The 3,867-nt window shown below is 67.1% G+C and carries 5 protein-coding genes; 3 read left to right on the top strand and 2 right to left on the bottom strand.

Going from position 1 to position 3,867, the window contains the following annotated elements; all coding sequences use genetic code 11:
- The first annotated feature begins 518 nt into the window (after positions 1–518).
- Positions 519–1,118 (top strand): DNA-3-methyladenine glycosylase I, encoded by a 600-nt coding sequence (locus RTU05_RS17250; RefSeq protein ID WP_312599543.1) that lies wholly within the window; start codon positions 519–521, stop codon positions 1,116–1,118.
- Positions 1,111–1,752: a ribonuclease HII gene (locus RTU05_RS17245; protein WP_312599542.1), complete on the top strand. Its 642-nt coding sequence runs from the start codon at positions 1,111–1,113 to the stop codon at positions 1,750–1,752. The genes RTU05_RS17250 and RTU05_RS17245 overlap by 8 nt, the downstream gene beginning before the upstream one ends.
- Before the next feature lie 9 nt (positions 1,753–1,761).
- Here the strand turns inward: RTU05_RS17245 and RTU05_RS17240 are convergent, their stop codons facing one another.
- Together RTU05_RS17240 and RTU05_RS17235 are read right to left on the bottom strand one after the other, a co-directional pair.
- The gene (locus RTU05_RS17240; RefSeq protein WP_312599541.1) at positions 1,762–2,109 is read right to left on the bottom strand and encodes a hypothetical protein; all 348 of its coding nucleotides are present in this window, start codon (positions 2,107–2,109) and stop codon (positions 1,762–1,764) included.
- Between the two features lie 61 nt (positions 2,110–2,170).
- Positions 2,171–3,211, bottom strand: a complete 1,041-nt coding sequence (locus tag RTU05_RS17235) for a DNA adenine methylase (RefSeq protein WP_312599540.1) — start codon at positions 3,209–3,211, stop codon at positions 2,171–2,173.
- Positions 3,212–3,361: 150 nt separating this feature from the next.
- Between RTU05_RS17235 and RTU05_RS17230 the strand changes: the two genes are divergently transcribed.
- Positions 3,362–3,867: thiamine pyrophosphate-binding protein (locus RTU05_RS17230; RefSeq protein WP_409411647.1), on the top strand; the 506-nt coding region annotated here is incomplete at its 3' end.

Genomic DNA, 3,867 nt, shown 5'->3' with positions numbered 1-3,867 from the left:
CTCCGGCAAGCCGCTTGCGGCGCAGACCGGGGGACCCAGCGGCGCCGAAGGCGATACGTCCGCCGCAAAGACATCTTAGGTTTGCTCTCGCGACAGGTTCGCGCTCACGCGCGCCGCTGGGTCCCCCGGTCTCGCTGCGCTCGCCGGAGGATGACGAAAGGCATGCGAACCGTTCAGCCATCCTAGTCCGACGAAATTTCGAGCAATATTTCCTCCATTTAGCCGCCACCAGCGTCAATCGACCATCCCCTCCTCCCAACGCCCTTACAATGCGTAGTTCAGGACCGGAGGAGACGAGAACTTGGACTCATTGGACTCGTTGGACTGTTTTTTTCACCGTCCAACTCGGCCCCTCCCCAATTGCACCCTCTTGCACTTTGCACTGTTTTCCCAGGTGCAGTGCAATTACGCCCGCCGCCCCGATTTCAGACGATTGAGACGATTCAGACGGTCTTTTTCGCCGCCGCGTCTCCAACCCCGCCCTTTTTTCCACCGGAACAGACTGGCAACATGACGCCATGACCGATTCACATGCCGAAGGCCGCTGCGGCTGGTGCGGGACCACCGACCCGCTCTATATCGCCTATCACGACACCGAATGGGGCGTGCCCGAATATGATCCGCGCGCCCTATGGGAGAAGCTGATCCTGGACGGCTTTCAGGCCGGCCTCGCCTGGATCACCATTCTGCGAAAGCGAGAGGGCATTCGCGACGCCTTCGACGGCTTCGACCCCGAGATCGTCGCCCGCTATGGCGAGGACGACATCCAGCGCCTGCTGAACGACTCCCGCATCATCCGTTCGCGCGCCAAGATCGCCGCCGCCATCCGGGGCGCCCAGATCTGGCTGGAGATGCGCGATGACGGCGAAGACTTCTCCGCCTGGCTCTGGTCCTTCGTCGGCGGCGAACCGATTCAGACGACCCATGCCGACTATCGCCAGGCGCCGACCCAGACGGAACAGTCCCAAGCCATGGCCAAGGCGCTGAAGACGCGGGGCTTCAACTTCTGCGGTCCGGTCATCGTCTATGCCTTCATGCAGGCGGTGGGCATGGTCAACGATCACCAGACGACCTGCTTCCGTCACGCCCAGGTTCGTGCGATGGCGGGCCATGGCTAAAGCCCCCGCAAATCCGAAAGCCTTCCCGACACTCGCGCTGGAGACGGTGCTGATCCAGCGCGTCAACGGTCACGTCTGCGGCGTGGACGAGGCCGGGCGCGGGCCATGGGCGGGTCCGGTGTCGGCGGCGGCGGTGATCCTGAACCCCGACGATCTGCCCCCCGGCATCGACGATTCCAAGGCCCTGACCGAAAGGCGCCGCGCCGCCCTGGAGCCCGAGATCAAGGCCCGCGCCATCGCCTGGGGCGTCGGCTTCGCCTCGGTGGAGGAGATCGAGGACCTGAACATCCTGCACGCCACCGGCCTGGCCATGTGCCGCGCCATCGAGGCGCTGCAGGTCCAGCCTGTCGCGGCCCTGGTGGATGGGAATTACCGTTTCAAGCTTCCCTGCGAAATCCAGACCGTGGTCGGCGGCGACGGCCTGTCCCTGTCCATCGCGGCGGCCTCCATCCTGGCCAAGACGGCGCGCGACCGTCTGATGGTCGAACTGGACGCCCAATACCCCGGCTACGGCTTCGCCAGCCACAAGGGCTACAATGCGCCGATCCATCAGAACGCCTTGAAAACATTGGGACCTTGCCCCGCCCATCGGCGCAGCTGGTCCCCGATCCGCGCCCTGCTGGCAGGGGCCTGACGCCCGGCGTCAGATGTGCATGAAGCCACCCAGAAGCGCCCCCAACAGAGCCGCCACCGCCGCGCCCGCCACCATCATCATCCAGCGCGGCGGCGACGACAGCTCGGGCTCCAGGTCGATATGTTCGACCGGCTCCACATCCTGGGTCGGGCGGCTGTAGCGGGCGGCGTTGTGGGTGAAGGTCGGGCGGTTGTCGATCGGCTTCGGCGCCCAGGTCCAGTCGGCGCTCGCCACGCGCGGCGCATCCGCTCGCGGCGCCCACGACCGCGCTTCGGCGGGCGCGACCCGATCACCGCCGCCCAGAGTGTCGGCGTCGGTCCGGTGCCCGATGCGAGTGATGTCGAAGCGCGGTTCCATGCCTTCAGAACGACGGCCCGCGATTCGCGTTCCAGCATTCCGACTGTTGTTTTTACAGCACTTATGCGGCGACCGGCAGGCCGACGGGCCGATCCGTCACGACGAACAGCTGCTCCACGTTCCGCAGCCGCCCAACCTGCCCCACCTTCTCCCCCTTGGGATTATGGATGCCGATGCGGGCGCCGACATAGCGGGGATGCGCCACCTCGATCACCTGCACATGGCCGCGCGCCGACAGCATCTCCACCAGTTCGGCCCGGCTCAGATAGCCCTCGTCGTTGAAGCTGACGATCAGGTTCGGCGCCCTGACCCGCTCGATCACCGACCGCAGGGCCGGGCCGATGCCGGGCCGGCTGTTGAACGGGCTCTTGCGCGTCTTCACGTCCACCCGCTTGTTGGCCACCCCATAGGTCTCGGGCCGATCCCACAGCACCAGGCTCTCCCAGCAGTGGTAGTTGGCCAGGTAGGAGTGCTGGTTGTAGGGCGGGTCCAGATAGACCAGATCGGCCTCGACCTGATCGGCGATCTCGACCGCGTCCCCTTGCGTCGCCCGGCACGGCCCGCCCGCCACGGCCGGAACCAGATCGGGCGTCCTCAGCACCAGCGGCTTCAGCGCGCGCGGCGCCCACTGCTTCATATAGGCCATCTGAACGCCTGCGGTGGAATCGACCCGGTCCGCCGCCTCCATCAGGCTGACCAGGGCGATGGCCTTCAGCTCGGGCTCCAGCCCCATGGCCTCGATCCGGTCGCGCACCGCGTCGATGCGGGCGCCGTTGTCGGGATGGAAGTAGCGGGCGTCGCGGCAGAAGGTCTGGGTGAACCAGCCCGCCTGGGGCGTGACGGTTCTCAGCTCAGCCAGCACGACCTCGGCCCGGTCGATCCACCGCTCCCGATCCGCCTGCACATAGGTCGCGGCCAGGGCGTGGGCATAGGCGTTGACGTCGTTCGACCAGACCTGAAACCCCTGCTTCTTCAGCGCATGGCCGACCCGCGCCGTGCCGGAGAACAGGTCGCAGACCCGCCCGCCGTCCGGCAGGACGCCGGCGATCGCCCCCGTCACATGGCCCAGCAGGGCGCGCTTTGAGCCGATGTATTTGATCATGCCGCAGCCCGAGTCATGCCTTCACCATAGCCGGTTCGGCGCGGGACGACAGATCGCAGGCAGCCGAACGCCGCCTCGCGCATTGTTAAGCTGAACGGGACGCCTGGCGCCCCTCGCCACCACCAGACCTATCGGGAGCCGACCATGGCGATGACCGTCGCGGACCTTCTGGCCCAGACCCTGGCCTCGGCCGGGGTGAAGCGCATCTGGGGCGTCACGGGCGACAGCCTGAACGGCCTGAACGACAGCCTGCGCCGCTTCGACCAGATCGAATGGATGCATGTCCGCCACGAGGAAACCGCCGCCTTCGCCGCCGGGGCCGAGGCCGCCGTCACGGGCCGGCTGGCCGTCTGCGCCGGCAGTTGCGGGCCGGGCAACCTGCATCTGATCAACGGCCTGTTCGACTGTCATCGCAACCGGGTTCCGGTCCTGGCCATCGCCGCCCACATCCCCTCATCCGAGATCGGCCTGGGCTATTTCCAGGAGACCCATCCGCAGGAGCTGTTCCGCGAGTGCAGCGACTTCTGCGAACTGGTGTCCAACCCGGCCCAGATCCCGGGCGTCCTGGCCCGCGCCCTGAACACGGCGGTCGGCAAGGGCGGGGTGGCGGTGATCGTCCTGCCCGGCGACGTCGCCCTGGCCCGCGCGCCCGACGG

The sequence above is a fragment of the Brevundimonas sp. genome (genome assembly GCF_032017145.1).
Taxonomy (GTDB): Bacteria; Pseudomonadota; Alphaproteobacteria; order Caulobacterales; family Caulobacteraceae; genus Brevundimonas.
This window is presented reverse-complemented; position numbering and strand designations above follow the sequence as displayed.

What these genes read in the sequence shown, in the direction of transcription:
- RTU05_RS17245 (WP_312599542.1), top strand. Translation starts at nt 1,111, where the DNA reads ATGGCTAAAGCCCCCGCAAATCCGAAAGCCTTCCCGACACTCGCGCTG.
- RTU05_RS17250 (WP_312599543.1), top strand. Translation starts at nt 519, where the DNA reads ATGACCGATTCACATGCCGAAGGCCGCTGCGGCTGGTGCGGGACCACC.
- RTU05_RS17235 (WP_312599540.1), bottom strand. Translation starts at nt 3,211, where the DNA reads ATGATCAAATACATCGGCTCAAAGCGCGCCCTGCTGGGCCATGTGACG.
- RTU05_RS17240 (WP_312599541.1), bottom strand. Translation starts at nt 2,109, where the DNA reads ATGGAACCGCGCTTCGACATCACTCGCATCGGGCACCGGACCGACGCC.